At 70.5% G+C, this 24,543-nt stretch carries 23 protein-coding genes and 1 riboswitch; of the genes, 6 read left to right on the top strand and 17 right to left on the bottom strand.

All coding sequences use genetic code 11. The annotated features are described in order from the left end of the window. Nucleotides 1-5 precede the first annotated feature (5 nt). The 3 genes from Mth01_RS02465 (at nt 6) to Mth01_RS02455 (ending at nt 2,287) form a co-directional block, all read left to right on the top strand. Nucleotides 6-1,025, top strand: coding sequence for a ribonucleotide-diphosphate reductase subunit beta (locus Mth01_RS02465; RefSeq protein WP_239089275.1), 1,020 nt, complete (start codon nt 6-8; stop codon nt 1,023-1,025). Nucleotides 1,026-1,083: 58 nt separating this feature from the next. Continuing rightward, nucleotides 1,084-1,286: riboswitch (cobalamin riboswitch) on the top strand. A gap of 28 nt (nt 1,287-1,314) precedes the next feature. Further along, a complete protein-coding gene (locus Mth01_RS02460) occupies nt 1,315-1,527 on the top strand; it encodes a CbtB domain-containing protein (RefSeq protein ID WP_239089265.1) in 213 nt (70 codons plus the stop codon). A gap of 16 nt (nt 1,528-1,543) precedes the next feature. Then, nucleotides 1,544-2,287: a CbtA family protein gene (locus tag Mth01_RS02455; protein WP_204010474.1), complete on the top strand. Its 744-nt coding sequence runs from the start codon at nt 1,544-1,546 to the stop codon at nt 2,285-2,287. A 147-nt stretch (nt 2,288-2,434) separates the two neighbouring features. On the opposite strand, the gene Mth01_RS02450 is transcribed toward Mth01_RS02455, so the two are convergent. Beyond that, nucleotides 2,435-3,013, bottom strand: a complete 579-nt coding sequence (locus tag Mth01_RS02450; protein ID WP_204010472.1) for a histidine phosphatase family protein — start codon at nt 3,011-3,013, stop codon at nt 2,435-2,437. A 166-nt stretch (nt 3,014-3,179) separates the two neighbouring features. Between Mth01_RS02450 and Mth01_RS02445 the strand changes: the two genes are divergently transcribed. Then, a complete protein-coding gene (locus Mth01_RS02445; protein ID WP_204010470.1) occupies nt 3,180-3,503 on the top strand; it encodes a DUF6343 family protein in 324 nt (107 codons plus the stop codon). A 105-nt stretch (nt 3,504-3,608) separates the two neighbouring features. Here the strand turns inward: Mth01_RS02445 and Mth01_RS02440 are convergent, their stop codons facing one another. Further along, the gene (locus Mth01_RS02440) at nt 3,609-4,019 is read right to left on the bottom strand and encodes a DUF2267 domain-containing protein (RefSeq protein ID WP_204010468.1); all 411 of its coding nucleotides are present in this window, start codon (nt 4,017-4,019) and stop codon (nt 3,609-3,611) included. Between the two features lie 75 nt (nt 4,020-4,094). Then, nucleotides 4,095-4,517 (bottom strand): CBS domain-containing protein, encoded by a 423-nt coding sequence (locus Mth01_RS02435; RefSeq protein ID WP_204010466.1) that lies wholly within the window; start codon nt 4,515-4,517, stop codon nt 4,095-4,097. A 121-nt stretch (nt 4,518-4,638) separates the two neighbouring features. On the opposite strand from Mth01_RS02435, the gene Mth01_RS02430 reads away from it, so the two are divergent. Continuing rightward, nucleotides 4,639-5,499 carry a DUF4429 domain-containing protein gene (locus Mth01_RS02430; protein WP_204010464.1) on the top strand — a complete coding sequence of 287 codons (861 nt, stop codon included), beginning with the start codon at nt 4,639-4,641 and terminating at the stop codon, nt 5,497-5,499. A gap of 368 nt (nt 5,500-5,867) precedes the next feature. Continuing rightward, a complete protein-coding gene (gene ileS, locus Mth01_RS02425; protein ID WP_204010461.1) occupies nt 5,868-9,029 on the top strand; it encodes an isoleucine--tRNA ligase in 3,162 nt (1,053 codons plus the stop codon). Here the strand turns inward: ileS and Mth01_RS02420 are convergent. The 14 genes from Mth01_RS02420 to Mth01_RS02355 form a co-directional block, all read right to left on the bottom strand. Beyond that, entirely contained in the window at nt 9,016-10,350 is a 1,335-nt protein-coding gene (locus Mth01_RS02420; RefSeq protein ID WP_204010459.1) for a hypothetical protein, read from the bottom strand. The two genes, ileS and Mth01_RS02420, sit on opposite strands and share 14 nt — an antisense overlap. 52 nt (nt 10,351-10,402) lie before the next feature. Next, the gene (locus tag Mth01_RS02415; protein WP_204010457.1) at nt 10,403-11,284 is read right to left on the bottom strand and encodes a DivIVA domain-containing protein; all 882 of its coding nucleotides are present in this window, start codon (nt 11,282-11,284) and stop codon (nt 10,403-10,405) included. A gap of 63 nt (nt 11,285-11,347) precedes the next feature. Further along, nucleotides 11,348-11,623 carry a YggT family protein gene (locus tag Mth01_RS02410; protein WP_204010455.1) on the bottom strand — a complete coding sequence of 92 codons (276 nt, stop codon included), beginning with the start codon at nt 11,621-11,623 and terminating at the stop codon, nt 11,348-11,350. Nucleotides 11,624-11,666: 43 nt separating this feature from the next. After that, a complete protein-coding gene (locus Mth01_RS02405) occupies nt 11,667-12,152 on the bottom strand; it encodes a cell division protein SepF (protein ID WP_204010453.1) in 486 nt (161 codons plus the stop codon). 61 nt (nt 12,153-12,213) lie between these two features. Continuing rightward, nucleotides 12,214-12,906: a YggS family pyridoxal phosphate-dependent enzyme gene (locus Mth01_RS02400; protein WP_204010451.1), complete on the bottom strand. Its 693-nt coding sequence runs from the start codon at nt 12,904-12,906 to the stop codon at nt 12,214-12,216. After that, nucleotides 12,903-14,348, bottom strand: a complete 1,446-nt coding sequence (gene ftsZ / locus Mth01_RS02395) for a cell division protein FtsZ (RefSeq protein WP_204010449.1) — start codon at nt 14,346-14,348, stop codon at nt 12,903-12,905. Before ftsZ ends, Mth01_RS02400 begins: the two co-directional genes overlap by 4 nt. A 204-nt stretch (nt 14,349-14,552) precedes the next feature. Next, on the bottom strand, nt 14,553-15,302 hold the full coding sequence (locus Mth01_RS02390; RefSeq protein WP_239089263.1) for a cell division protein FtsQ/DivIB: 750 nt from the start codon (nt 15,300-15,302) through the stop codon (nt 14,553-14,555). Continuing rightward, nucleotides 15,299-16,726 carry a UDP-N-acetylmuramate--L-alanine ligase gene (murC, locus tag Mth01_RS02385; protein ID WP_204010446.1) on the bottom strand — a complete coding sequence of 476 codons (1,428 nt, stop codon included), beginning with the start codon at nt 16,724-16,726 and terminating at the stop codon, nt 15,299-15,301. The genes Mth01_RS02390 and murC overlap by 4 nt, the downstream gene beginning before the upstream one ends. After that, nucleotides 16,723-17,802 carry an undecaprenyldiphospho-muramoylpentapeptide beta-N-acetylglucosaminyltransferase gene (murG, locus tag Mth01_RS02380; RefSeq protein WP_204010443.1) on the bottom strand — a complete coding sequence of 360 codons (1,080 nt, stop codon included), beginning with the start codon at nt 17,800-17,802 and terminating at the stop codon, nt 16,723-16,725. The genes murC and murG overlap by 4 nt, the downstream gene beginning before the upstream one ends. Next, nucleotides 17,799-19,070, bottom strand: coding sequence for a putative lipid II flippase FtsW (gene ftsW / locus Mth01_RS02375; protein ID WP_204010440.1), 1,272 nt, complete (start codon nt 19,068-19,070; stop codon nt 17,799-17,801). The genes murG and ftsW overlap by 4 nt, the downstream gene beginning before the upstream one ends. After that, nucleotides 19,067-20,494: a UDP-N-acetylmuramoyl-L-alanine--D-glutamate ligase gene (murD, locus tag Mth01_RS02370; RefSeq protein ID WP_204010437.1), complete on the bottom strand. Its 1,428-nt coding sequence runs from the start codon at nt 20,492-20,494 to the stop codon at nt 19,067-19,069. Before murD ends, ftsW begins: the two co-directional genes overlap by 4 nt. Further along, a complete protein-coding gene (gene mraY / locus Mth01_RS02365) occupies nt 20,479-21,552 on the bottom strand; it encodes a phospho-N-acetylmuramoyl-pentapeptide-transferase (RefSeq protein ID WP_204010434.1) in 1,074 nt (357 codons plus the stop codon). Before mraY ends, murD begins: the two co-directional genes overlap by 16 nt. Next, nucleotides 21,549-22,940, bottom strand: a complete 1,392-nt coding sequence (locus Mth01_RS02360; protein ID WP_204010432.1) for a UDP-N-acetylmuramoyl-tripeptide--D-alanyl-D-alanine ligase — start codon at nt 22,938-22,940, stop codon at nt 21,549-21,551. Before Mth01_RS02360 ends, mraY begins: the two co-directional genes overlap by 4 nt. After that, nucleotides 22,937-24,526, bottom strand: coding sequence for a UDP-N-acetylmuramoyl-L-alanyl-D-glutamate--2,6-diaminopimelate ligase (locus Mth01_RS02355; protein WP_204010861.1), 1,590 nt, complete (start codon nt 24,524-24,526; stop codon nt 22,937-22,939). The genes Mth01_RS02360 and Mth01_RS02355 overlap by 4 nt, the downstream gene beginning before the upstream one ends. Between the last annotated feature and the right edge of the window lie 17 nt (nt 24,527-24,543).

The following is a 24,543-nucleotide window of genomic DNA, read 5'->3' as shown; positions in this document are numbered from 1 at the left end:
GAGTCATGACCACTGCCCCGCAGACGCTGATGCTGCTCGACCCGGGAATGAGCCTCACCCTGCGGCCGATGCGCTACCCGCACTTCTTCGACCGGTTCCGGGACGCGATCAAGAACACCTGGACGGTGGAGGAGGTGGACCTGCACTCCGACCTCAAGGACCTGGACCGGCTCTCCCCCGCCGAACGGCACCTGGTCAGCCGCCTGGTCGCCTTCTTCGCCACCGGCGACACGATCGTGGCCAACAATCTGGTGCTCAACCTCTACCAGCACATCAACGCCCCCGAGGCCCGCCTCTACCTGTCCCGGCAGCTGTTCGAGGAGGCGGTCCACGTCCAGTTCTACCTGAACCTGCTGGACACGTACGTACCCGACGAGGACGAGCGGTTCGCGGCGTTCGCGGCGGTCGAGAGCATCCCGTCCATCCGGCGCAAGGCCGATTTCTGTTTCCGCTGGATCGACTCGATCTTCGAACTGCGCGAGCTGCGCACCCGGGAGGATCGGCGGGCCTTCCTGCTCAACCTGATCTGCTTCGCCGCGTGCATCGAAGGTCTGTTCTTCTACGGGGCGTTCGCCTACGTGTACTTCCTGCGCTCGCGTGGCCTGCTCAACGGTCTCGCCTCGGGGACCAACTGGGTGTTCCGCGACGAGTCCGTACACATGGCCTTCGCGTTCGACGTGGTGGAAACGGTCCGCCAGGAGGAGCCGGGGCTGTTCGACGAGGAAATGGCCGACCAGGTCCGCGAGATGCTCGCCGAGGCGGTGGAATGCGAGGTCCAGTTCGCCGAGGACCTGCTCGGCGGCGGAGTGCCCGGCATGCCGATCGTCGACATGCGGGCCTACCTGGAGCACGTCGCCGATCGCCGGTTGGCCCAGTTGGACATCGCACCGCTGTACGGGGCGAAGAACCCCTTCGCCTTCATGGAGTTGCAGGACGTCCAGGAGCTGTCGAACTTCTTCGAGCGGCGGGTGTCGGCATATCAGGTAGGCGTGACCGGCACGGTCAGCTTCGACGCCGACTTCTGATTCCAGGTCGTCGCCGTCCAGCGGAACAAACAAACACTCTGCCCCTTATGTCCCGCTTGACGTGACGGGCGGGACAGGGGAATCTCATTGAGACAAGTCAAGACAGAGGCAACGGTGTGCAGGAACCTGGTGTGATTCCAGGACGGTCCCGCCACTGTAACCGGTAAGCGCCTTTCACGAGTGACCACGGCTGAGCAGCGGGAAGGTCGGAAGGCGCGTCGACCCGGGAGTCAGGAAACTGACCCGTTGTCCTCCATCGTCGGGGCGTGCGACCCCGAGAGGAGAAACCGTGGCCAATGTAGCCGTTCCTTCAGCCCGGCCTGTTTCGTTGCGCATCCCGGTGCGTGAGATCGTTCCCTGGGCGGTGTTCACCGCGGTGCTCGGTCTCATCCTGATCTACTTCGTCGGGGCCGAGCAGGGGGCCGTCTCCATCATCAGCGGTCATACAGTGCACGAGTTCGTCCACGACGGGCGGCACCTGCTCGGGTTCCCCTGCCACTGACGATCGAGAGCCACTCATGATGCGATCGTTGTTGATCCGCGGCATGCTCGTCGGCCTGGCCGCCGCCGCACTGGCCTATGTCGTCGCGTGGTTCCTCGGTGAACCCCAGGTGGCCCTGGCCATTTCGTTCGAGGAGGCCAAGGCCGCGGCCGCCGGCGAGGCAACCGAGCCGGAGCTCGTCTCCCGCACCGTTCAGGAGACCTTCGGCCTGATCACCGCCCTCGCCGTGTTCGGCGTGGCATTCGGCGGTCTGTTCTCGATCGCCTTCGCCCTCGCCCATGGCCGGATCGGTTCCCACCGACCCCATGTGACCTCGGCCCTGGTGGCACTGGCCGGGTTCGTGACCGTGTACGTCGTCCCGTTCCTGAAGTACCCTCCCAGCCCACCGGCGGTGGGCGACCCCGACACCATCGGTACTCGCACGGGGCTCTACTTCACGCTGATCGTTTTGAGTCTGCTCGCGGCCGGTCTGGCCGGGTACGCCGGGCGCCGGCTGGTCGCCCGGCTGGGCGGATGGAACGCCGGTCTCACCGCCGTCGGAGTCTTCGTCGTCATCGTCATGGTCATCTACCTGGTGATGCCATCGATCGATGAGGTCCCCGCCGACTTCTCCGCCACCGTGCTGTGGCGGTTCCGGTTGGCGTCCCTGGCCATCCAGGCCACCACGTGGGCAACGCTGGGATTGCTGTTCGGGACCCTCGCCGAGCGGGTGTTCACCGGCACGGGCGCGGCCAGAAGGCCGGCTCCCGCAGGCGTCTGACCAGGTCGGTGACCATGTCGGCGTGATGGGACCCCGGCTGGTTCGATGAGCCCGGTTCGATGAGCCCGGTCCTGCCGTTCCGGGTCTGGCGCCCCCTGCGGGGTGGCGTCAGACCCGGACGGGTGCCGCGGTCGATCCCCTACCGGTTCAGGCGTCGACGCCCAGGATGTGCCCCGTCTCGGTCAGCCGCCAGCGCCCGCCGTGCCGGGAGAGCCGGGTCTGCGAGAGGGGGCGGGCGTCGATCCGCCAGAACACGGACGGCGGCGCGCCGAGCGCATGAAGGACCGCGGCCCGTACGACGGCCTGGTGTGTGACCGCCACGATGCGAGAGCGTCCTTCCGCACCTGTCTCGAGCCACCCGGCCACCCGGTCGATGAGCTGACAGACCGACTCGCCGCCGTGCGGCGCGGCCCGGGAGTCGGTCAACCAACCGAGTAGCTCCGCCGGTTGCTCGGCCTCGATCTCTTGGAGGCGTCGGCCGCGCCAATCCCCCACGTCGAGGTCGCGCAGCTCCGGTTCCGGGACAACGTCGAGACCGAGTGCCGCCGCCGTTTGCATGCAGCTTCTCTCGGGGCCCGCACAGCCGCCGTCGATGGCCGGCAGCGCCCGGGATGCGGCGATCGCGGCTTCGCGCCCCCGCGCGGTCAGGGCATCGTCATCGGGAAACCGGGCCGCGAGCGTGGCGGCGGTCTCCGCGTGCGTGATGAGAATGACTCTGGCGGTCACGAAAGCAGAACCTCCCTTCCGTCAAGTCCGATCATGGCGGAGAAAGCGGTGACCGGTCAGCGACGCGGGCAGAGCAGCCGGTCGTCTCGGGCGCGCCACCGGTGAGGGTCACGTGTCCGTCATCGAGCGGTTCGGGGTAGGGGGCGAGGAAGGAAGGGAGGACGACATGGGAAAAACGCATGGAGGCGGCCGGCTCGGGAGCGGCACCGGGCCGCGGAACGTCCACCAGGACCGTAGGTCTGCCCGTGACAGGTTCTGGTCGGTGTTCTCACCCACGAGCGAACCGCCGCGCAGCGCGCTCAATCTGCGGATCGCACTGGCGGCCTTCGGGTTGGTCGTGTGCGTGCTCTTCGCGGCACTGGCGGTAGCGGCCGGGCTGACCGTGCTCGCGATCGGCCTGGCCGGACTCGCGCTCATCGCTGTCGTCGACCTGGTGGTGGTGATCCGCCGCCGTGCCCGGCGAGGCGACGGGCACTCCCTCTTCGAATGACCACCGCCTCCGGGTGGAGGCCAAGGCCCATGCGAAGCAGGCCTCCCACCGCTGACCGCGACGCCCCGCCTTCGGGCCGGCGGCGGAACGCCGCCGGCCTGGGCATCAACCCATGGAACCCCGGCTACCGGAGGTGACGAGCGGCCTGAGGTCCTCCGGGAGGCTGTCGCGCACCTTGTCCATCAGGGCTCCCTGCGTCGCCTCGCCCGTGACCTCGAGCACCACGCGTGCCAGGTAAACCGCCTGAGGCTCGTCGACGCCCGCTCGGTCGGCCACCCGGTGGATGAACTCGTCCCGTCCGAAGGGCTCTCCCGTGCCGAGGCCTCCCTCGATCTCCGTACGTCGCAGATGCTCGCCGATCTCGGTGGGCAGTTGCGCGGCGAGGTTGCCCGCGAGCCCTTCGGGCACACGCTCGCCGAGCGTCTCCAGGGTGGCCCGGCTGGCCCGCTCGGCCTGACCGCGGCCGGCCAGCTTGGCCCGTGACTGAACCTGTCCGATGAACTCGTCGTGTCGCATCGTCTCCTCCTTTTCGCTGCGCCTTCCACGGCTGCCGGAGCGAACACCGGCGGGTGGCCATGCCTGGAGGGGGACTCAGGTATTGGGCCGGGCGGCGCTGATGTCCGACAGCGCCGAAGCTGGATCTCGCTCCAGTGCGACATCGCCGAGCGAGACGACGCCCACAGGCCGTCCCTCCTCGACGACGGGGACCCGGCGGATGGCCTTGTCACGCATGAGCCTCAAGGCCTGGGTGGTGTCCTGGTCGGGTGTCACCGTGGCCAGGCCGGAACTGCTGCAGACCGCCGCCACCGCTGTCGCGGTCAGGTCGCGGGAGTCGGCGACGGCGCGCACCACGATGTCCCGATCGGTGATCACGCCGCAGAGCCTGTCGTCTTCGGTCACCAGCACGTCACCGATGTTGTGCTCGCGCATGAGCCTCGCCGCTTGCACGATGCTGGCATCGCTGGGGACGGTGACCGGCGCAGGGGTCATCACTTCGCGTACTTTTTGTGCCATTTTCTTATCTCCTGCCCCGTTGCCGCTTACCCGCCTGCCGGCGGCCCTAACGCTCCCCACCGGTTGTTTCGTACCTTGGGCGAGACACTTCGACGGAGCCGTCATGACTTAGGCTGGCGGCATGGCGGAGATCTTCGTCTCGGACGGATCCTGGACGTTCGACGGTGAGCACCTGCGGATCGTGCCGGGCAGCGGGAAGGACGTCCACGAGCTGCGCAAGGTTCTGGGAGAGCTGGCGGTGCCGCTCGAGGCGATCGCCGGCGCCGCGTTCGAGCCCGCACGCAAGGGTGGCCACCTGCGGCTTCGACTGCGGAAGGGAGCCGACCCGCTGACCGACGCCGTAGCCGGAGGGCTGGACGCCCCGGCCGACCCCTACCGTCTGGCCGTCCCCAAGGACCGTACGGGCGCCGCCGAATACCTGGCCGACGAGATCCGCGACTCCCTGCGGATCTGGCAGATCCCGAGCGGCCCATGCGAGGACTTCCTCCTGCCCGGCCCCGCCGTACCGCTGACGGCCTCCGCCGGCGACGGCACCGTCAACTTCGACGGCGAACACGTGCGCATCCACTGGACCATGTTCGCGAAGTCGGTCAAGGAGGCGGCGGGCCCTCAGGAGTTCGCCCTGTCCGATCTGGCCGGGGTGGAATGGAAACCCCAGTCCGGGGTGAGCTACGGCACCCTCCGCTTCCGCCACAAGGGCGGCGGCCCAGGCGGATCACCGGAAAACGACCCGCACTGTCTGTCCTGGGGCATCCAGCGCTTCGGCGGCACCACGGCCCTCGTCGCCGCCGCCGTCGTCGCCCGCCTGCCACGCGAAGTGCAGGAGCCTCTCGCGCTTCCCCCACCCGCCGCCGACGCCCATGACGATCACGACGTTCTCATCCGGCGCCTGTCCGACCTCGGCGAGCTGCACCGATCAGGCGTGCTCACCGACGAGGAGTTCAGTACGGCCAAGCAGGCGCTGCTCCGCCGCCTCCAGTAGGCGGCCCCACAGACCCTCGGGGCCAATATCAGGAAGTCCTGGCGCCCGGTCTGCGTTATCGTCATAGTCTGCACGGCGTCGATGGGGACGAGTACCTCCGCATCCACTCGCTCGAGCGACCCGGGGACGGTGTGAGCCCGGGGCGGGTCGCGGTGGGAACATCACCCCGGAGCCGCCGGAAGAAAGGCCGCTGACACGGCGGCCGAGTAGAACCGGCAGCAGGATGAAACGAGAGGGCGTCCGGAAACTTCAGGAGTGCCGGAAACTTCAGGAGTGTCAGGGCGCCAAGAAGGGTGGTACCGCGGAGCCGTCGGCGGCTTCGTCCCTTCGCGCCATGTCATCACCACGCGTGGAGGTTCCGCCCGACGATGTCTTCCCACTCTTCCCCTCATTTCCGCTCGCTGCCCGCGCAGGTGGACCTGCCGGCCCTGGAACGCGAGGTGCTCGACCGCTGGCGGGACGGGAAGGTGTTCGAGCGCTCGCTGGAGCAGAACGCCGACGGCCCGTCCTGGGTGTTCTACGAGGGCCCGCCCACCGCCAACGGCATGCCGGGCGTCCACCACATCGAGGCCCGCGTCTTCAAGGACGTCTTCCCCCGCTACAAGTCGATGCGCGGCTACCACGTCCCCCGCAAGGCGGGGTGGGACTGTCACGGCCTGCCGGTCGAGGTCGCCGTCGAAAAGGAACTGGGCCTGTCCGGCAAGCCCGAGATCGAGGCGTACGGCATCGCCGAGTTCAACGCGAAGTGCCGCGAGTCGGTGCTGCGGCACGTGGACGCGTTCGAGGAGATGACCGAGCGGATGGGCTACTGGGTCGACATGTCCCAGGCCTACCGCACCATGGACCCCCAGTACGTGGAAGCCGTCTGGTGGTCGCTCAAGGTCATCTGGGACAAGGGACTGCTGTTCCGCGACCACCGGATCACGCCCTACTGCCCGCGCTGCGGCACCGGACTGTCCGATCACGAGCTGGGCCAGCCGGGCGGGTACGAGACCGTGTCCAGCCCCTCGGTGTTCGTCCGCATGCCCGCCACCTCCGGCCCGCCGGCCGAGCTGGGCGCGTCGCTGCTGATCTGGACCACCACCCCCTGGACCCTGGTGTCCAACACCGCCGTCGCCGTACACCCCGACGTCACCTACGTCGCGGCCAGGCATGGCGACGAGGTGCTGGTGGTGGCCGAGCCGCTGCTCACGCGGGTCCTCGGCGAGGACGCCGAGGTGCTGGCGACCTTCTCCGGCGCCGAGCTGGAGCACACGACCTACTCCCGGCCGTTCGACCTGGTCGACATCGAGGACGCACACTACGTCGTGCTCGGCACGTACGTCACCGTCGAGGACGGCACCGGCCTGGTCCACCAGGCGCCCGCGTTCGGCGCCGACGACATGGCCGTCTGCAAGCGGTACGGCATGCCGGTGGTCAACCCGATCGGCCCGGACGGGCGCTTCCTGCCGGACGTGCCGATGGTCGGCGGCGTCTTCTTCAAGGACGCCGACGAGCGGCTGACGGCGGACCTGCGCGAGCGCGGCCTGCTCTTCCGCGGCGGCCACTTCGAGCACAGCTACCCGCACTGCTGGCGCTGCCACACGCCGCTGCTCTACTACGCGCTCCCGTCCTGGTACATCAAAACGACCGCGATCAAGGAGAAGCTGCTCGCCGAGAACGAGCGGACCAACTGGTTCCCGGACACGATCAAGCACGGCCGGTACGGCGAATGGCTCCGAAACAACGTCGACTGGGCGCTGTCGCGGTCCCGCTACTGGGGCACCCCGCTGCCGCTGTGGACCTGCCCGGACGACCACGTCACCTGCGTGGGCTCGCTCAAGGAGCTCGGCGAGCTCGCCGGGCGCGACCTGACCGCGCTCGACCCGCACCGGCCGTACGTCGACGACGTGACGTTCCACTGCCCCACCTGTCAGGGTGAGGCCCGGCGGGTGCCCGACGTCATCGACGTGTGGTACGACTCGGGGGCCATGCCGTTCGCCCAGTGGGGCGCGCCGCACGTCAACGCCGACGTGTTCGAGAAGTCCTATCCGGGCCAGTTCATCTGCGAGGCGATCGACCAGACCCGCGGCTGGTTCTACTCGATGATGGCGGTCGGCACGCTGGTCTTCGACCGGTCGTCGTACGAGAACGTGCTGTGCCTCGGCCTGATCCTCGCCGAGGACGGCCGCAAGATGAGCAAGCACCTCGGCAACGTGCTCCAGCCGATGCCGCTCATGGACCAGCACGGCGCCGACTCCCTCCGCTGGTACATGGCGACCTCCGGCTCCCCCTGGGCGCCCCGCAGGATCGGCCACGCCGCACTCGAGGAGATCGTCCGAAAGGTCCTGCTCACCTACTGGAACACGACCTCGTTCTTCACGCTGTACGCCAACGCGGAGTCGTGGTCGCCGGAGCGGCTCGCCGAGGCCCCGCCGTACGGCGAACGCCCGCTGATCGACCGGTGGGCACTGGCCGAACTGCACCGGACCGTGGCCGAGGTCACCGCGTCGATGGACGAGTTCGCCACCGCCCGGGCCGGGCGACGGCTGACCGAGTTCCTGGACGACCTGTCCAACTGGTACGTCCGGCGGTCCCGCCGCAGGTTCTGGTCCGGAGAGGCGGCGGCGTTCGCGACGCTGCAGGAGTGCCTGGAGACCGTCACCCGGCTGATGGCGCCGCTGGTGCCGTTCATCACGGACTACGTGTGGGACGTGCTCCGCGCCCCGGAGGCCCCGCAGTCGGTCCATCTGGCGACCTGGCCTGAGGTGAACACCGCTCTGCTCGACCCCGAGCTGTCCGAGCGGATGGCCCTCGTGCGCAGGATCGTCGAACTGGGCCGGTCGGCCCGCGCCTCGTCGTCGGTGAAGACGCGGCAGCCGCTCGGCCGGGCGTTGATCGGCGCTCAGGGCTGGGCAGGGATTCCCGACGATCTGCGTCGGCTGATCGCGGACGAGCTGAACGTCCAGCGGCTGGAAGACCTGTCCACGTTCTCCGCCGACCTGGTGACGTTCACGGTGAAGCCGAACTTCCGCACCCTCGGCAAGCGGTTCGGTTCGCGCACCAAGCAGGTGGCCGCCGCGGTGACCGCCGCCGACCCCACGGCCCTGGCCAAGACGATCCGGTCGGGTACGGCCATGGTGGTGGAGATCGAAGATCTCGGCGCGGTCGAGCTCGGCCCGGACGACGTGATCATCACTGAGCAGCCCAGGACGGGCTGGGCGGTGGAGACCGGGGCGGTGGACACCGGCACTGGCGAGACCGTGGCGCTGGACCTGACGATCACCGAGGAGCTGCGCAGGGCCGGGGTGGTCCGCGAGGTGATCCGGCTGGTTCAGGAGACCCGCAAGTCGACGGGGCTGTCGATCACGGATCGGATCGAGCTGTGGTGGTCGGCCGACGGCGAGGTGGCGGAGGCGCTGCGCGACGGCGGGCAGGTCGTCGCGGACGAGGTCCTCGCAGTGAGCTTCACCGAGGGTTCGCCGGACGAGGCGCTCCCCCGGCACGAGGAGTCCGACCTCGGCCTCGCCTTCCAGCTCAGGAAGGCGTAGCGGAGCAGACCGAGCAGGAGGTCAGGCCGGCCGCCTCGGCCTCCTGCTCGGACATGGTCTCGACGCCCGCGTCATCGGCGGCACGCAGCAGTGGGCACTCGGCGCGGTGGTAGCGCCGGGTGCCGGCCATGACCCGCACAGTGGCACCGGAGGAAGAGCTGACGGCGGGAGTGGTGCCGGAAGTCGTGCCGGAAGTGGTGGAGGTGGAGCCTGCCGGGACACGGAGGCCGGCGCGCCCGGCTTCCGCGGTCTCGGCCGGCTCCACCCGCTCGGTGGCGGCGGCCCCTGCGGGTGCGGGGCTCGGCCGCTTGAACCAGTCGATCGGTTCGGCCTTGGATGCGACCGGCGTCGTGGGTGAGACGGTCGCGGATGAGACACCCTCATCGGATGAGGCGCCCGTATCGGATGAGACGGGCGACTGCGGTCCGGAGAGCTTGGTGGTTATCGCCGGGAATTCAGCGGTGTCCGCTGGATCCGGCTCATCGGAGCCCGGTCGGTGGGAGTCCAGACCGGAGGGAACAGTGCTTTCGGGGGTGTCCGGGTCGGCGTCGCCGCGCTCTGCGCCTTCGGGCTTCTCGGGACCCACGGGCTTCTCGAGACCTGCGGGGTCTGCCGTACGTGATGAGCTCTCAAGGCTCTCCGGGCCGTTGGCGCTCTCGGGGCTCTCCGGGCTCTCCGGGCTCTCAGACCTTTCGACGGTCTCGGTGCTCGCGAGGGTCTCGATGCTCGCGAGGATCTCGGTGCTGTCGGGGGCCTCCGGGCTCTTCTGGCCCTCGGCCTGACACGTCGTGCACGAGGTGAAGCCCTCTTCACGGGCCTCCTCGACAGTGAGCTCCTCGACATCGCGTCCCACGAGCTGACGGCAGTTCGGCAGATGGAACCGCCTGCGGCCGGGGATCACCAGCACGATGGAGTCGGACCCCAACCCGTGCGCCGCCGGGACCGGCGGACGGGGGATCGGCGCGGCCGCCGGCATGGGGGCCGGTGCCGGGGGCGGCATGGCGACCGCCCCGTGATGAGGGAGCTGCCCAGGCGTCCCACCGATCATCGCACCGACCGGAAGATTTCCGGCGTGCGCGACGGCGGCCGTGAACGGAGAGGGGACGGAGGGACCCTGGGGGGTGGTAGCCGACCCGACGGCAGTGCCCCTGCCCGCCGGGAACAGCTCATGGCGCCTCAGCAGAGCCCCGATCAACAGGCAGACCGCGGACAGCACACTGATCACGATCGACCACATCACGAGGAACGGCTTCGCCAGCACCACGCCCGCGATGAGCAGGACGATGGCGGCGAGAACCAGTGCGGCACTGATGAGGATCACGGGGGGTACTCCGAGTTACCGGGTTCGCGGCTGAGGGAAGGGGACGCGAACCTTACCGACGGTCGTTGTGCGGGCCGTCGGGGCCCGGGAAGCCGGCGGAGTGCTGGGGGTTCTCCTGAGCGAACGGGTTCGGAGCACCGGTCATCGGCTGGGGACCCGGAGCGACCGCATGCGCCATCGCAGGTGCGCCGCTGACGATCGGGAACCCGCCGCTGCCCTCGGCCGAGACGTTCAGCTCGGCGAGCTGGTTCTCCAGGTACAGCTTGAGGCGGCTGCGGTACTCACGCTCGAAGCTGCGCAGCTCCTCGACCTTGCGCTCGAGTTCGTCACGGGTCTGCACCAGCGTGCCCATGGCCTGGCGGTGCCGTTCCTGCGCGTCACGCTCCAGCGTCTCCGCACGGGCTCGGGCGTCGCCGATGATCTGCTCCGCCTGACGGCGAGCCTTGCCGAGAATGTCGTCGGCCTCACGCCGGGCGCGCGTCACCGTCTCGTCGGCCTCACGCCGAGCGTCCGCGATGGCCTGATCGGCCGTCTGCTGGGCGAGGGCCAGCACGCGGGCCGCGGTGTCCATGTTGTCCTCGGCGGGCGGCATGCCCATTCCGACGGGGACCGGCTCGGGGCGAGGGGGCTCGGGGGCCTTCATCGGCTCAGGCTGCGGGACCATCATCTCCGGCTTGGGATCGGAGACCGGAGCGGGGGCCATCGGTGGCTGACCCCCCATGCCCACGCCGCCGGGGCCACCCATACCACCGGGCACCTTGCCCCTCAGGCACTCGGTCAGCTTCGCACGGAGCTCCTCGTTCTCCTGGATGAGGCGGTCGAGCTCGGCCTCGACCTCGTCGAGGAAGGCATCGACCTCCTCCTCGTCGTACCCCGGCCTCAGCCTGGTGGTACTGAACTGCTTGTTCCGCACATCAGCGGGCGTCAACGGCATTTTGGGTCTCCTTGGCGCGCTTGGAGTCTCTGTCCGGTCGGACGGCACCCGATCAACGAAGCGCTACACGACTTGGATCAAGACCAAGATCACAATGAACAGCACTGTGAAGCTCAGGTCAAAGGCCACCGTACCCAACCTGAGGGGCGGAATGAAACGGCGGAGGAACCTGAGAGGAGGATCTGTCACGGTGTATATGGCCTCTGCCAGCACCAACACCAACCCGGAGGGGTGCCAGTTGCGGGCGAACGCCTGCACCGTATCTATGATCATTCTGCCGATCAGCAGAAGCAGAAAGATGTACAGGGCGAAGACCACGATCTCTCTAATGATCCCCACGGCCCAGCCCCGCCTCCATCCGGTTACTGTTCATGATGGAACTCTAGCTCTGATTGAAGAAGCCGCGTTCCGCGATTCTGGCCTTGTCCTCGGCGGTCACCTCAACGTTGGCGGGAGACAACAGGAACACCTTGTTGGTAACACGTTCGATGCTGCCATGGAGGCCGAAGACGAGACCTGCCGCGAAATCGACAAGCCGCTTGGCGTCACTGTCGACCATTTCTGTCAGATTCATGATGACCGGCGTGCCCTCCCGGAAGTGCTCGCCGATCGTACGCGCCTCGTTGTACGTGCGCGGATGCAGGGTGGTGATACGCGCCAGATCAGTGGTACGGCGCTCCAGGACCGGCGTCGAGGGGCGGGGGGCGGGGACGGCCGTCTCGGCGGTGTCCTCACGCCGCGACGACGTCTCGTAGTCGTCGTCGGCGTAGTCCTCGTCGTGGCCGTACTCGGCCGCGTACCTGTCTTCGTAGCGGTCGTCCTCCACGAGACCGAGGTAGACCGCCATCTTGCGCATCGCGCCGGCCATCGCTCGTCGTCCTCCCGCCTGTCTGGTGCCTATTGGGACACCAAGGTCCGCTTGGGGGACATTACCCGACGAAGGGCTTTCTACGGCCGAGCAACGCCGTACCGATCCGCACATGTGTCGCGCCGTTTGCGATCGCCTGGTCGAGGTCCCCGCTCATCCCCGCCGAGACGACGTCCGCCCCCGGGTGTTCCTTCCGTACGGCCTCCGCGATCTCGTCCAACCGGGCGAACGCCTCCGCCGGGTCCCCGCCCAGCGGGGCCACGGCCATGACGCCCCGCATCCGCAGGCCCTCCGCCGCCGCGACCAGTCCGGCGAGCGCGGCAGCCTCCTCCGGCCGGGTCCCGCCACGCCCCGAGACGGGATCCAGCGTGACCTGGACGAGGCAGCCGATCTCGCGTCCGGCCCGGACGGCCTCGCGGCTCAGCGCCTCCACCAGCCGGGGCCGGTCCACGGAGTGGACCATGTCGGCATAGGAGGCGACCGAGCGGACCTTGTTGGTCTGTAACTGACCGATGAAATGCCAGGTGAGGTCGAGATCAGCGCATTCGGCGGCCTTGCCGGCCGCCTCCTGGTCCCGGTTCTCCCCGATGTCGTGGACTCCGAGCTCGTGGAGCAGCCGTACGTCCGAGGCGGGGTAGGTCTTGGTCACCGCGATCAGCGTGATCTCCGACCTGCTCCGGCCGGCGGCCCGGCAGGCCTCCTCGATCCGCCGCTCCACCTCGGCCAGGCCCGCCTTGATCTCCTCTCTTCTCACTTGAGGAAATCCGGCACGTCGAGCTCCTCCTCCTGCTCCTCGAACACCACTGGAACTCGGGGACCGGGCCGGTTGACCCGTGAGGTGATCGGGGTCGGCGGCTCGGGCGCGGGCCTCGGGATCGACAGCGGTCCCGTGTTCCCCGCGGAACCGGCGCCCCCGCCCGAACCCCCGATCCCCCCGGAACCTGCGGTCCCGGCGCCTCCGGTGGACGCGGCCGATCCAGCGGCGGTCCCGGCACCACTCGCGGGCGCCTGCTCGACCTGCGGCTCCGGCCTGGCCGCCGCAGCGGGCGCGGGTGCCGGAGCGGACGAAGCGGGAGGCGCCGGAGGCTGCGCCGGGGCCGGAGCGGGCGTCGACGCGGCCGCCAGAGTCGGCCGGGACGCCGGAGCCGGCGGGGTGGCCGCGGGGACAGCCGACGGGGCCGGCGGGGCCGACGACGCCGGACGAGCCTGCTGGGGCCGTGACAGCGGTGTGACGGCCGGCTTGGCCGGGGCCGGCTCGTCGAAGCCGGCGGCGATCACGGTCACCCGCACCTCGTCACCGAGCGCGTCGTCGATCACCGTGCCGAAGATGATGTTGGCATCCGAGGCGGCGGCGTTGGAGACGAGCTGGGCCGCCTCGTTGATCTCGAAGAGGCCGAGGTCGGAGCCGCCCGCGATGGACAGCAGGACGCCGTGGGCGCCGTCGATGCTGGCCTCCAGCAGCGGGCTGGACACGGCCATCTCGGCCGCCGCGACCGAGCGATCGTCGCCGCGCGCGTGGCCGATGCCCATCAGAGCCGATCCCGCGCCGGACATGACGGACTTCACATCGGCGAAGTCGAGGTTGATGAGACCGGGCGTGGTGATCAGGTCGGTGATGCCCTGGACACCGGACAGCAGCACCTGGTCCGCCGCCTTGAAGGCGTCGAGCACGCTGACCTGGCGGTCGGAGATCGACAACAGCCGGTCGTTCGGGATGACGATCAGCGTGTCCACCTCCTCGCGGAGGGTCTCGATGCCGGCCTCGGCCTGCATGGCCCGGCGCTTGCCCTCGAAACTGAACGGCCGGGTCACCACTCCTATGGTCAGGGCGCCCAGCGAGCGGGCGATCTGGGCCACGACGGGCGCGCCGCCCGTGCCCGTGCCGCCGCCCTCGCCGGCGGTGACGAACACCATGTCGGCGCCCTTGAGGACCTCCTCGATCTCCTCTCGGTGGTCCTCGGCCGCCTTACGGCCCACCTCGGGGTTGGCGCCGGCGCCCAGGCCCCTGGTGAGCTCCCGTCCGACGTCGAGCTTCACATCGGCGTCACTCATCAGCAGCGCCTGGGCGTCAGTGTTGATGGCGATGAACTCGACGCCCTTGAGTCCCTCCTCGATCATCCGGTTGACGGCGTTGACTCCGCCGCCGCCGATGCCGACGACCTTGATGACCGCGAGGTAGTTCTGCGGTGCTGCCACGACGAGGGGCCTTTCCGCTCGTTTACGTTCCATGCGGGCCACGCCCGCGCTGTCTCAACTCTCACCCTCAAGTTGAGATTTAGAGTTATGTCAACCTGAGGATTGATACGGACAGTAGGGTTGCCCATCCCCCAGGGTCAACTAACCGCGCCGGAAGGTCGCCCGGCGTGTCGCGGGCTGTCCTATTCCCTCCCTTGAAATTTCTCACTTGACCGTCACCACCCGGGGAGTGCTCACATCGAAGAAGGTCCCGGGTCGCTCGAGAGCGGCGGCGAGGGCACGGCCCTTCTCCGCGGCGTGCCCGGCATCGCCCCACAGGACGGTACGGCCGTCGGCGAGGATCAGCGTGATGGCCCGGACGGACGGCACCCGCACCTCGCTCACCCGCACGTCGTCCGGCAGAGCGCCCAGTACGGCGAGCGCGGCACGCATCGCGGGGTCGTCGGGGGCGGGGTGCTGCACCCGCAGCATCGGAAGCCGCGGCGGGGCCACCGCCACCCGTTCGAGGATCACGCCGAAGCGGTCCACGACAGCGGACACCTCCGCCACCCCGTTCTTCGAGGCCCCTGTCTCCGGTGCTCCGTTCGTCGAGGGCTCGGTCAGCGGCACGACGGCCACCGGGGTGCGCTCGACCACGCTGATCCGCAGCGTCCCCGGCCACTCCCGCTCCACCCGGGCCGACTCCACCTCGACCACGGCGCGCAGCCGGCGCCCCACCTCCTCGACGTCCACGGTCGCGAGGGGGGTGCCGACGGGAACGGCGGCGGCCGCCCGCAGCGTCTCGGCCGGCACGCGCGTGTTACCGATGATCTCCACCTGCCGCACGCCCAGCACGGAGGAGGAGAACACCACCCAGGTCGCCGCGCCCACCACGCCGGCCATGAGCAGGGCCGCCAGGGCCGTACGCCGGACGGTCCTGCTTCCCCTCGGGAAGGCCGACGTGAGGAAATTCACTTCGCCGACAGCTCGGCGACGATGCGGGGACCGAGATCCGTGACGTCTCCAGCACCCATGGTGAGCACGATGTCGCCGGGCCTGGCCCGGGCGGCGACCAGTGCGGGAACCGAAGCACGCTCGGGCGCGTAGACCACCCGCTCGGAGGGCAGCGGCACCTTGCCCGCGACGAGCGCGCCGGAGACTCCGGGCTCGGGGTCCTCCCGCGCGCCGTACACGTCGAGCACGACGACCTCGTCGGCGAGCCCCAGCGCCGCGCCGAACTCGGCGGCGAAGAACCTGGTGCGCGAGTAGAGGTGCGGCTGGAAGACCGCGATCACGCGTCCACCATGGAGGGGCCCACCGCGGAGGGGACCGCCGCCGGAGACCACGTCACGGGCGGCGCGCAGGTCGGCGGTCAGCTCGGTCGGGTGATGGGCGTAGCTGTCGTACACGGACACGCCGCCGGCCTCGCCCCTGGCCTCGAACCGCCGCTTCGCCCCGGTGAAGGCGGCCAGCCCCTCCCTGACCTCGTCGAACGGCAGGCCGAGGCGGAGCGCCACGGCGATCACCGCGGTGGCGTTCACGGCGTTGTGCCGTCCCGGCACGGCCAGGCGGACGCCGCCGTGCCCGGCCACGTGGAACTCGACCTCGAGGCCGCGCGGGACGATGTCGACGGTGCGGATGTCCGCCGCCGGGGCCTCGCCGTACGTCACGACCTCGAGGCCGCGCGCCCGCGCCAGGGGCGCCAGCGCCGCCGCGCCCGGGTCGTCGGCGCAGACCACCAGGATGGAGCCGACACGTTCGGCGAAGCGGGCGAAGCTCTCGTGCACGGCCTGCGGGTCGCCGTAGTTGTCCAGATGGTCGGCCTCGACGTTGGTCACGATCGCGACGTCCGGCGTCAGCATGAGGAACGAGCCGTCGCTCTCGTCCGCCTCCGCCACGAACACCTCTCCGGTCCCGTCGTCGGCGCCCAGGCCCGTGGTGACGAGCCGGCCGCCGACGCAGTAGGACGGGTCCTCGCCGCACTTCTGCAGCGCCACGGTGAGCATCGAGCTGGTCGTGGTCTTGCCGTGGGTCCCGGCTACGGCGATGCCGGTCCGGCCCGTCATCACGGCGGCGAGCGCCGCGGCGCGCGGGATGATCCGCAGGTTCCGGCGGAGCGCCTCCCCCAGTTCGGGGTTGGAGTCGCGGATCGCGGTCGACACGACGACCGTGTCCACGTCCTTGACGTGGGAGGCGGCGTGGCCGACGTGAATGTCGGCGCCCAGCCCGCGGAGCTCGTCCAGCATGTCGGAGACCCGGGCGTCGCTGCCCGACACCGCAACCCCGCGCTTCAGCAGGATCCGGGCGATGCCCGACATCCCGGCGCCTCCGATGCCGATGAGGTGCACCCGGCCCAGATCGGCCGCCGGTACGGGGTCCACGAGCTTGACGAGACTCATCGGGAAACGATCTCCAGAACCTTGCGTGCGAGCGTCGCGTCGGCGTCCGCGCGGCCCATCCGGGACGCGGCCTCGGACATGGCGACCACGCGCTCGGGGTCGTTCAGAATGGGCAGCAGCGTCGCAGTGATCCACTCGGCGGAGAGGTCCGCGTCATCGATCATGATCCCACCGCCCGCCTGCACGATGGGCTGGGCGTTGAGGCGCTGTTCGCCGTTGCCGTGCGGCAGCGGCACGTACGCGGCGGGCAGTCCGACCGCGGTGAGCTCGGCGCAGGTGATCGCCCCGCTGCGGCACAGCACGAGGTCGGCGGCGGCGTAGGCCAGATCCATGCGGTCGATGTACGGCAGGATCACGTACTGCGGGTCGCCTGGCGGGGGCTCCACCTCGACCGTGTTCTTGGGCCCGATCACGTGCAGCACCTGGACGCCCGCGGCCCGCAGCCGGGGCGCGGCCGCCAGGGCGGCCTTGTTGATCGAGCGAGCGCCCTGGGAGCCGCCGAACACGAGCAGCGTCACCCGGTCGGACTCCAGACCGAAGTACGACCTGGCCTTGTCGCCGAGCGACAGCCGGTCCATCCCGGCGATCTGGCGGCGCAACGGGATGCCGATGTACTGCGCGTTCGGCAGCGGGGTGTCCGGATGGCCGGTGAAGACGTGGTCGGTCAGCCGCGCGCCGAGCCGGTTGGCCAGGCCGGGGCGGGGGTTGGCCTCGTGCACGACGATCGGGACGCCGCGCCGTCGCGCGGCGAGATAGGCGGGCGTCGCGACGTAACCGCCGAACCCGACCAGCACGTCCGCCCTCACCTGGTCGAGGATCCCGGCCGCCGTGCTGATCGCCCCGGCGAGCCGGCCGGGCACGGTGAGGAGCTTCGGCGTGAGCGAGCGAGGCAGCGGCACGGCGGGGACCAGAGCCAGCTCGTAGCCGCGCTCGGGCACCAGCCGGGTCTCCAGGCCCCGCTCGGTGCCGAGGCACGTGATCCCGATCGCCGGGTCCTGCTCGCGAAGCGCGTCAGCAAGCGCGAGCGCCGGTTCGATATGGCCGGCCGTCCCCCCGCCGGCGAGGACCACCCTCATGTCACTCCTCTGTTCCGCGTCGTCTCACGCCTCGGGCGGCCACCCAGGCCAAGCCAGCTTAGAGCCCGGGAGGCGGGTCCGGGTCCACGTACGGCCAAGGCCGCCGCCGCGCCCGGCTCCCGTTTGGCGAACGACAACAACATGCCAAGAGCGGCGAGCGTCGGCAACAGCGCGGACCCTCCGTACGACACCAGCGGCAGCGGGATGCCCGTGATCGGCAGGACGCCGATCACGGCGCCGATGTTGACGATCGCCTGCCCGGCGATCCAGGCGACGGTGGCCGCCGAGGACAGCCGGATGAACGGGTCGTTCACCCTGGAGGCGATGCGCAGCCCGGCGTACCCGAGCAGGCCGAACAGCGCGACCACCACAAGGGTGCCCATCAGGCCGAGCTCCTCACCCAGAATCGAGAAGATGAAGTCACTCTCGGCGTGCGGCACGTGGCCCCACTTCTGGCGGCCGGCGCCCAGGCCGAGGCCGAACCAGCCGCCCGACCCGATCGCGATCAGCCCCTGGACGGCCTGGAAACCGGAGTCCTGAGGGTCCGCCCACGGGTTGATGAAGTTCGTCACGCGCTCCAGCCGCCACGGCGTGACGACGATCATCATGGCGGCGGCCAGCGCGAGCAGCCCGAGGACCCCCGCGAACAGGCGCACGGGCGCGCCGACCACCCACAGCAGCGCCAGGAAGATCATCATGAGCACGAGCGTCGTGCCGAGGTCGCGGCCGATCAGCACCAGCACCGCGAGCAGCGCGAGACCGGGCATCAGCGGGATCATCAGGTGCCGCCACTCGATGCGGCCGCCGCGCGCCCGCCGCGCCAGGATGTCCGCTCCCCACAGCACCAGGGCGAGCTTGGCCGGCTCCGACGGCTGGACCGAGAACGGCCCGATGGAGATCCACCGCTGCGCGCCCAGCACCTCCTGACCCAGGAAGATCACCATCACCAGGCCGAGGATCGAGACGCCCATCAGCGGATTGCCGGCCAGGCGGAAGAACCGCTGCGGAAGCCGGGAGCAGACCCACATCAGCGGGACGCCGAGCGCCACCGAGGTCGACTGTTTGATGAACCAGTAGAACGGGCTGCCGGTCTCCTGCAGCGCCTCGATGCTGGAAGCGGACAGCACCATCATCAGGCCGAGCGCGAGCAGCAGCGCGCTGCAGCCGAGCACCAGGTAGTACGACACCAGCGGGCGGTTCAGCAGCTCCCGGAGCGCGGCTACGCGGCCCTCCGCCGGCGGCTCCGTTCCCGCCTCCGCCGCGGTCACCGCTGTGCCAGGCGGCGCACGGCGGCGGCGAAGGCCTCCCCACGTGCCCCGTAGCTCGTGAACATGTCCAGCGACGCCCCGGCGGGGGCCAGCAGCACGGTGTCCCCGGGGGAGGCGAGGGCGGCTGCTTCGGTAACGACGCGGTCCATGATGCCAGTTTCCTGTCCGGGCACGTCGACGACGGGGACATCCGGCGCGTGTCGCGCGAGCGCCTCGCGCACGCGTTCGCGATCGGCGCCCAGCAGTACGGCGCCGCGCAGGCGTGGGGCGGCCTGCCGTACCAGGTCGTCGACCTCGGCGCCCTTGAGCAGGCCGCCAGCGATCCACACGATCGACCGGTAGGCCGCCAGCGACGCGGCGGCGGCGTGCGGATTGGTTGCCTTGGAGTCGTCCACATAGTCCACTGCGCCCACGGTCGCCACGTGGGCGATCCGGTGCGGGTCGGGGACGAACTCCGCCAGCCCGCGCCGTACGGCCTCCGGCGGCACGCCGTACGCCCTGGCGAGGGCGGCGGCGGCCAGCGCGTTGGCGACGTTGTGCGGCGCGAACGGCCGCACGTCGGCCAGGCCCGCCAGCTCGGCGGCCTCGTGAACGGGGTCGGCGGTGAACGCGCGGTCGACCAGGAGGTCCTCCACGACGCCGAGCTGCCCGGGGCGCGGCACGCCGAGCGTGAAGCCCACCCTCCGCCCGTACGGCGCGGCCAGCGCGGCGGACCCCTCGTCGTCGGCGTTGTAGATCACGGTCTGGGCGCCCGGGTAGATCCGCGCCTTGGCCGCCGCGTACTCCTCGAAGGAGCCGTGCCAGTCGATGTGGTCGGGGGCGACGTTCAGCACGACGGCGGCGAGCGGCGCGAGGCTCTTCGACCAGTGGAGCTGGAAACTCGACAGCTCGACGGCGAGCACGTCGTACGGCTCGGCCGCCCCCTCTCCGGCCACCCCCTCTCTGGCCGCCCCCTCTCTGGTCACCGCGGTCACGATCGGGTCGCCGACGTTGCCGACGGCGGCGGCCCGATGTCCGGCGGCCGTGAGCATCGCGGTGAGCATGCGGACCGCGGTGGTCTTGCCGTTGGTGCCGGTGATCGCCAGCCAGGGGGCCCCGCGCGCGTCGTCGCGCAGCCGCCAGGCCAGCTCCACCTCCCCGATCACCTCGACCCCGGCGCGGTGGGCGGCGGCCGCCAGCGGATGATCGGGACGCCAGCCCGGCGAGACGACGACCAGCGACGCCCCCTCCGGCAGCTCGTCCTGCTCGCCGAACCGCACCTCCACGCCGAGCGACGCGAGATCGGCTGCGGCGGCCCGCTGCCGTTCCCCGTCGGCCGACTCCAGGACGACGACGTGCTCGCCGCGGCGGGCCAGCGCCCGCGCCGCGGCCGTGCCGGAGACTCCCAGACCTGCGACGACCACGCTCACTACTTGGGCACCCATTCGAGATAGAACAGGCCGAGACCGCCGGCCACGCACAGCGCGGCGATCAGCCAGAACCGGACGACGATGGTGGTCTCGGCCCATCCGGACAGCTCGAAGTGATGCTGGAGCGGAGCCATCCGGAACACCCGTCTCCTGGTCATCTTGAAGAAGCCGACCTGGATGATCACCGACATCGTGATGATGGCGAACAGGCCGCCCAGGATGACCAGCAGGAGCTGGGTGCGGGTGGTGAAGGCGAGACCGGCGATCACACCGCCCAGCGCCAGCGAGCCGGTGTCCCCCATGAAGATCTTGGCGGGCGGGGCGTTCCACCACAGGAATCCGAGGCAGGCGCCGAGCACCGCCGCCGCGACCACGGCGAGGTCCAGCGGATCTCGCACCCAGTAGCAGTTGGGCCCGAATCCGACCGTGGTGCAACTGTTGCGCAGCTGCCAGTTGCCGATCAGCACGTACGCCGCGAGGACCAGGCAGGTGGCGCCCGAGGCCAGACCGTCGAGGCCGTCGGTCAGGTTCACCGCGTTGGAGAAGCCCACGATGAAGAACAGCACCCAGATCATGAAGCCGACGATGCCGATCGACGGCCCGAAGTCCCGCAGGAAGGACAGCCTCGTCTCGGCCGGGGTGAGGGCGTAGGCGTTGGGGAACCGCAGCACCAGCACCGCGAAGATCGCCCCGACGACGAGCTGCCCGGCGGCCTTGGCCCCGCTGCGCAGCCCCAGGCTCCGCTGCTTGTAGATCTTGATGAAGTCGTCGAGGAAGCCGACCACACCGAGACCGGTCATCAGGAACAGCACCAGCAGCCCCGACGCCGTCGGCGGGTCGACGTTGAGCGACAGCATGGTCGTCAGATGCGCGGTGAAGTAGCCGATCAGCGTCGCGATGACGATCACCGTGCCGCCCATGGTCGGGGTGCCCTTCTTGTCGTAGTGACCTGAGGGCCCCTCCTCCCGGATGTTCTGGCCGTAGCCGCGCCGGGCGAACAACCGGATCGCGAGCGGCGTGCCGACCATGGAGAGCAGCAGCGAGACCGCCGCCGCGATGAGGATGTTCCTCACCGCGCTTCACCTCCGAGGATCGCCGCTGCGACCCGTTCGAGCCCGGCCGCACGCGGCCCCTTCACCAGTACGACGTCGCCCGGTGCCAGCCGGCCGGCCATTTCGACCCCGGCCGTCGCCGCGTCGGGGACGTGGAGCGTCCCCGGGCCGGGCATGCCTGCCGCGCCCCGTGCTCCGGAGAGGATGTGCTCGGCCTCCTCCCCCACCACGATCAGACCGTCGAGACCGGCGTCGGCGGCGAGCCGCCCGAACTCCTCGTTCAGCGCCGCGCCGTACTCGCCGAGTTCCCGCATGGCGGCGATCACGGCGAACCGCCGCCTGCCCGCGCCGATCGCGGCCAGGGCGGCGAAGGCCGCCCGGACGGAGTCGGGGCTGGCGTTGTAGGAGTCGTTGACCACGGTCACGCCGTCGGCCCGGTCGGTGACCTCCATGCGCCAGCGGCTGCGCGGCTCGGCCAGCGACAGCTCCTCGGCGATCGCCGCCACGGGGAGCCCCATCTCGTAGGCCGCCGCGGCGGCGGCCAGCGCGTTGTCGACCGCGTGCGCGCCGTGCAGCCGCAGCCGCACCGGCGCCGATCCGGTCGGCGTGCGCAGCGTGAACGAGGCCCGGCCACGCCCGTCGAGCGTCTCTCCCTCGGCCCGGACGTGTGCTCGCGGTGACCGCCCGAAGTAGGTCACCCTGGCCCGCGTCCGCTCGGCCATCGCGCTTACGAGGGGGTCGTCGGCGTTCAGCGCGGCCACGCCGTCATCGGGCAGCGCCTCGACCAGCTCGCCCTTGGCCTGCGCGATCGCCTCCCGGCTCCCGAAGACCCCGAGGTGGGCCGCGCCCACATTGAGCACCACCCCGATCCGGGGCGGGGCGATCCTCGCCAGGTAGGCGATGTGACCAACGTTCCGCGCGCTGAGCTCGAGGACCAGGAACCGGGTGCTCTCGTCGGCCTTGAGCACGGTCAGCGGGTGGCCGATCTCGTTGTTGTACGACCCTACGGGTGCGATGGTGGGCCCCATCCGGGCGGCGAGGGCGGACAGCAGGTCCTTGGTCGTGGTCTTGCCCTGCGATCCGGTGACCCCCACGACTGCGGCATCCGGGAGCTCGGCCACCACGGCCGCGGCGAGGGCGGCGAGGGCGGCCACCACGTCCCCCACGATCACGGCGGGAGCGTCCACCGGCCGGGACGCGAGCACGGCGACCGCCCCGGTGGCGCAGGCCTGCTGGGCGAAGTCGTGTCCGTCGGCGCGCTCACCTTTGATCGCCACGAACAGCGAGCCCGGCTCGGCGGCCCGTGAGTCGATCACGACGGGCCCGCGGACCACCGCGCCGGGGTCGGCCATGCCGTTCAGCGCGCCCGAGGTGATCTCGGCCACCCGGGCCAGCGGCAACGGGATCATGCGTCTTTCCTGCTCTCTCTCCGTGCGATGGCCCGCGCTATGGCCCGCGCGGCCACGTCACGATCGTCGAAGGGGATGACCGTGCCTCCGACGTACTGGCCCTGCTCGTGCCCCTTGCCCGCCACAACTACCACATCTCCGGGCGCGGCACCTGAAATCGCCAGGTCGATGGCGGCCTCCCGGTCCGGCTCCATGATCACATGGGCCCGCTCGTCCGGCGGCACCCGCAGCGCCCCCTCCAGCATCGCGGACAAGATCACCAGAGGGTCCTCGCTGCGCGGATTGTCACTGGTGAAGATCACCACGTCGGCGAGCCGGGCGGCGGCCTCGCCCATCATCGGCCGCTTGCCGCGGTCGCGGTCACCGCCGCACCCGAGCACGATCGTGAGCCGACCGCGCGATCCCGGCCCCGAACCCGGCCCCGGGCCTGGCCCTGATCCGAGTACCGCGCGCAGTGAACGCAGGACCGACTCGACCGCCCCCGGCTTGTGGGCGTAGTCGACGATCACCTGGTAGTCCCCGGCGCCCGGCACCCGCTCCATCCGGCCGGGAACACCGCCGAACGTCGCGATGCCGGACATCGCCGTCTGCGGCGGGATCCCCGCCTCCACCAGCGCGACCAGCGCGCCGAGCGTGTTGGAGACGTTGAACGACCCGGGCAGGGCCACGGCGGCGTCCACCTCGACGCCGCCCGGGCCGACCACCCGGAAGGTGCTGCCGTCGGCGCCCAGACGGACGTCGACGGCCCGCCAGTCGGCCTCCGGCGCTCCGGCGGCGGAGAACGTGGTGATCGGGATCTTGGCCAGACCGGCCAGTTCGCGGCCATGGACGTCGTCTGTGTTCACCACCCCGACGCGGGAGAACTCGGGGGTGAACAGCCGCTTCTTGGCCGCGAAGTAGTCGTCCAGATCTCGGTGGAAGTCCAGGTGATCCTGCGAGAGATTGGTAAATATCGCCACATCGTAGGAGATGCCGTCCACCCGGCCGAGGGCGAGAGCGTGGCTGGAGACCTCCATCGCGGCGGCCGTGACACCCTGCTCGCGCATGAGCGCGAACAGCGCCTGCAGGTCGGACGCCTCCGGAGTGGTGAGCTCGGGGACGAACCGCAGATCGCCCGCCCGGATCTCCACGCCGCCGACCAGTCCGGTCCGGTGGCCCGCCGCCCGCAGGCCCGCCTCCAGCAGGTAGGTGGTGGTCGACTTGCCGCTCGTGCCGGTGACGCCGATGACGGTCATGCCGTCGGCCGCGCTGCCGTACACCCATCCGGCGACCTGCCCGAGCAGCGCGCGCGGGTCGGGCACCACGAGCACGGGCAGGCCGGTCGCGGCCGCCTGGTCCCGTCCGGCGGGATCGGTCAGGATCGCCGTCGCGCCCGAGGCGAGCGCGTCGGCGGCGAACTCCGCGCCGTGCGAGGACTTCCCGGGCAGCGCCACGTAGAGGTCGCCGCGCCGGACGCGGCGGGAGTCGATCGAGATGCCGGTGACCGTCCCCCGGACCGCTCTGGCTCCGGGAGAGGGTACGGCGCCGGCGCCGAGCAGGGCCGTGAGGCCGGACAGCGGGCGGGCCACCACGGCGGCGGGACGCATCGAGGACGGGGGACGCA

The organism is Sphaerimonospora thailandensis (genome assembly GCF_016863115.1).
GTDB classification, from domain to species: domain Bacteria; phylum Actinomycetota; class Actinomycetes; order Streptosporangiales; family Streptosporangiaceae; genus Sphaerimonospora; species Sphaerimonospora cavernae.
Note: the sequence above shows the minus strand (reverse complement) of the source record. Positions and strands in the feature narration are given on the sequence as shown.

What these genes read in the sequence shown, in the direction of transcription:
- Mth01_RS02440 (WP_204010468.1), bottom strand. Translation starts at nt 4,019, where the DNA reads ATGCGACACGACGAGTTCATCGGACAGGTTCAGTCACGGGCCAAGCTG.
- Mth01_RS02355 (WP_204010861.1), bottom strand. Translation starts at nt 24,526, where the DNA reads ATGCGTCCCGCCGCCGTGGTGGCCCGCCCGCTGTCCGGCCTCACGGCC.
- Mth01_RS02415 (WP_204010457.1), bottom strand. Translation starts at nt 11,284, where the DNA reads ATGCCGTTGACGCCCGCTGATGTGCGGAACAAGCAGTTCAGTACCACC.
- Mth01_RS02430 (WP_204010464.1), top strand. Translation starts at nt 4,639, where the DNA reads ATGGCGGAGATCTTCGTCTCGGACGGATCCTGGACGTTCGACGGTGAG.
- murG (WP_204010443.1), bottom strand. Translation starts at nt 17,802, where the DNA reads ATGAGGGTGGTCCTCGCCGGCGGGGGGACGGCCGGCCATATCGAACCG.
- Mth01_RS02465 (WP_239089275.1), top strand. Translation starts at nt 6, where the DNA reads ATGACCACTGCCCCGCAGACGCTGATGCTGCTCGACCCGGGAATGAGC.
- Mth01_RS02455 (WP_204010474.1), top strand. Translation starts at nt 1,544, where the DNA reads ATGATGCGATCGTTGTTGATCCGCGGCATGCTCGTCGGCCTGGCCGCC.
- Mth01_RS02405 (WP_204010453.1), bottom strand. Translation starts at nt 12,152, where the DNA reads ATGGCCGGCGCGATGCGCAAGATGGCGGTCTACCTCGGTCTCGTGGAG.
- Mth01_RS02360 (WP_204010432.1), bottom strand. Translation starts at nt 22,940, where the DNA reads ATGATCCCGTTGCCGCTGGCCCGGGTGGCCGAGATCACCTCGGGCGCG.
- ileS (WP_204010461.1), top strand. Translation starts at nt 5,868, where the DNA reads ATGTCTTCCCACTCTTCCCCTCATTTCCGCTCGCTGCCCGCGCAGGTG.
- Mth01_RS02435 (WP_204010466.1), bottom strand. Translation starts at nt 4,517, where the DNA reads ATGGCACAAAAAGTACGCGAAGTGATGACCCCTGCGCCGGTCACCGTC.
- Mth01_RS02445 (WP_204010470.1), top strand. Translation starts at nt 3,180, where the DNA reads ATGGGAAAAACGCATGGAGGCGGCCGGCTCGGGAGCGGCACCGGGCCG.
- murD (WP_204010437.1), bottom strand. Translation starts at nt 20,494, where the DNA reads ATGGGTGCCCAAGTAGTGAGCGTGGTCGTCGCAGGTCTGGGAGTCTCC.
- murC (WP_204010446.1), bottom strand. Translation starts at nt 16,726, where the DNA reads ATGAGTCTCGTCAAGCTCGTGGACCCCGTACCGGCGGCCGATCTGGGC.